This window comes from Microbacterium sp. Leaf351 (assembly GCF_001423825.1).
Classification (GTDB): domain Bacteria; phylum Actinomycetota; class Actinomycetes; order Actinomycetales; family Microbacteriaceae; genus Microbacterium; species Microbacterium ginsengisoli.
The window spans coordinates 154,813-157,509 of the sequence record NZ_LMPK01000009.1 but is presented as its reverse complement, the minus strand read 5'-3'; the positions used below and the strand labels follow the sequence as shown (position 1 = coordinate 157,509).

The window sequence follows — 2,697 nt, the reverse complement described above, 5'->3', positions numbered from 1 at the left end:
CGTGAGCGAGTTCGGTGAGACCCTCGTGCAGACCGCGCCCGCAAAGGCGCTGCTCGGCGACGCGACGGCCCTCACCGGCCTCGCGCGGGTCACCGTCTACCGGTGGTTCGCGCAGCCCGCCTCGCGCGACGTCTACGCCCGCGACGACCACGACGAGCGCGCCCGCGCCTTCGTGGCCGAGCTGCGCAGTGCCTACGTGCGCTACGGCGACGACTCGCTCGCCGGTCGGGTCGTGCGTGCGCTCGACGACGAGAGCCCGGAGTTCCGGGCGCTGTGGGCCGAGCACGAGGTGCGCGAGAAGCATCCCGCCACGAAGCGCTTCGTGCACCCCGAGATCGGCACCTTCACACTCGACTGCCAGACGCTGCTCGACACCGACACCGGACAGCGACTGCTCGTGTTCACGGCGACCCCGGGCACCCCCGACGCCGAGAAGCTGGCGCTGCTCACCGTCATCGGCACGCAGTCGTTCGTCGAGACCCGGTGACTCCGAGTCGCTAGCCGCGTCGGCTCGTCCGCGCGTGCGGCACGAACCGGGGCACGTAGCGGATGAACGCGAGCGCGCCGGCGAGACCGATGAGGCCGACGGCGCCGGTCGCGATCGCGAGGCTGCCGGCCGCGGCGATGATGCTCACGAGCACGGGAGCGGTCGCCCCGCCCGCATCGCTCAGCGTGCGCCACGACCCGAGGAACGGCGCGGGATCCGCGCGCGGTGCGACATCGGCCCCGAGGGTCAGCAGGATGCCGCTCGAGAGCCCGTTGCCGAGCCCCAGCACGATGCCGACGGCGAGGTACCAGCCGAGGCGTCCCGACACGTCGTGGGTGAAGGCGAGCACCAGGAATCCGCCCGCCATGAGCAGCATGGCCGGCAGGGCTGCCCACAACCGCCCGAAGCGGTCCATCACCTGCCCGCTCGCGTAGAACAGGGCGAAGTCGATCGCGCCCGACACGCCCACGACGAGCGCGATGGTGCTGGCGTCCAGCCCGATCGACACGCCCCACAGCGGCAGCACCACCTGGCGGGCGGCGCGCACCGCCGACAGGGATGCCGCGGCCACCCCGAGGCGCGACAGCATGCCGCGGTGGCGCCACATCGTGCGGAACACGCCCTCCCGCTCGAGCGCGACGACCGGCTCCCCTCCCGACGGGGCGACGCGCTCGGGGTCGGGACCGAACAGCACGAGAACGACGAGCACCGCGAGGCATCCGGCGAAGAACCAGAGCGCCGCATGCTCGGTGCCGAAGACCGCGAGGAGCCCGGCGGCGATGAACGGACCGACGAAGATGCCGAGCCGGAAGGAGCCGCCGAGCAGCGACAGCGCCCGCGCACGGAAGTGCAGCGGCACCCGCGTCGTCATGAACGAATGGCGGGCGAGCCCGAACGCAGCCGCGCAGAAGCCGATCACGAACACCGCCGCCGCGAACACCGGCAGGCTCGGCGCGAACACGGTGCCCAGCACGCCCAGCATCGCGACGCCGCCGGCGATCGCCATCGTCACGCGCTCACCGGCGCGGGCGACGAGCCAGCCGGCGGGGAGATTGCCGACGAGCTGCCCCACCACCAGCGCGCTCGCGATGAAACCGGCACCCGCGACATCCGCCCCGAGCTTCGTCGCGATGACCGGCACGAGGGGGATGACCGCGCCCTCGCCGAGGGAGAAGAGGATGGTCGGCCCGTAGATCATGGGTGCGAGTCGGCCCAGCACCAGGCCCGCACGATCATCCATCGCTTCCACGTTAGTCTGGACTGTCATGCTCGAGCTCGATCTGTCCGCCGATATCCAGGCCATCCGCTCCACGTTCGCCGACATCACCGCCGTCGTCGACGTCGATGCGCTGCGCGCCGACATCTCTCGCCTGAGCGAGGAGGCCGGTGCACCCGACCTCTGGGACGACCCCGAGAAGGCGCAGAAGGTGACGAGCGCGCTCAGCCACCGTCAGGCCGACCTCGCCCGCATCGACGCGGTCGCCCGCCGCCTCGACGACCTCGAGGTGCTCGTCGAGCTCGCCAACGAGCTCGAGGACCAGGACTCGGCCGACGAGGCCCGCCGCGAGCTGAAGGACCTCGGCGAGGTCATCAGCCAGCTGGAGGTGCAGACCCTCCTCGACGGTGAGTACGACTCACGGTCGGCGGTCGTCACCATCCGCTCCGGCGCCGGCGGCGACGACGCCACCGACTTCGCCGAGATGCTCATGCGCATGTACCTGCGCTGGGCCGAGCGCCACAAGTACCCCGTCAAGGTGATGGACACCTCCTACGCCGAGGGAGCCGGCATCAAGTCGGCCACCTTTGAGGTCGACGCGCCCTACGCCTACGGCACCCTCTCGGTCGAGGCCGGCACCCACCGTCTCGCGCGCATCAGCCCGTTCGGCGGCGCCGACAAGCGACAGACCAGCTTCGCCGCCGTCGAGGTCATCCCCGTCATGGAGGAGGCCGTCGAGGTCGACGTCCCCGAGGGCGACATCCGCGTCGACGTGTTCCGCTCCTCGGGCCCCGGCGGGCAGTCGGTCAACACCACCGACTCCGCCGTGCGCATCACCCACCTCCCGACCGGCATCGTCGTCTCGATGCAGAACGAGAAGTCGCAGATCCAGAACCGCGCTGCGGCCATGCGCGTGCTGCAGACCCGACTGCTGCTGCTCAAGCGCGAGGAGGAGGCGGCGAAGAAGAAGGAGCTCGCCGGCACCATCACGGCG

The 2,697-nt window shown here is 71.4% G+C and carries 3 protein-coding genes; 2 read left to right on the top strand and 1 reads right to left on the bottom strand.

Annotation, left to right across the window (positions count from 1 at the left end; translation table 11 throughout):
* On the top strand, window positions 1–487 hold a 487-nt coding region (locus tag ASG00_RS16825; protein WP_442922595.1), incomplete at its 5' end, for an MmyB family transcriptional regulator.
* 10 nt (window positions 488–497) lie between these two features.
* Here the strand turns inward: ASG00_RS16825 and ASG00_RS04015 are convergent.
* Window positions 498–1,727 carry an MFS transporter gene (locus tag ASG00_RS04015; protein ID WP_056207053.1) on the bottom strand — a complete coding sequence of 410 codons (1,230 nt, stop codon included), beginning with the start codon at window positions 1,725–1,727 and terminating at the stop codon, window positions 498–500.
* 25 nt (window positions 1,728–1,752) lie between these two features.
* Here ASG00_RS04015 and prfB point away from each other — a divergent pair.
* The coding region (gene prfB / locus ASG00_RS04010) for a peptide chain release factor 2 (protein ID WP_235559127.1) at window positions 1,753–2,697 on the top strand (945 nt) is incomplete at its 3' end.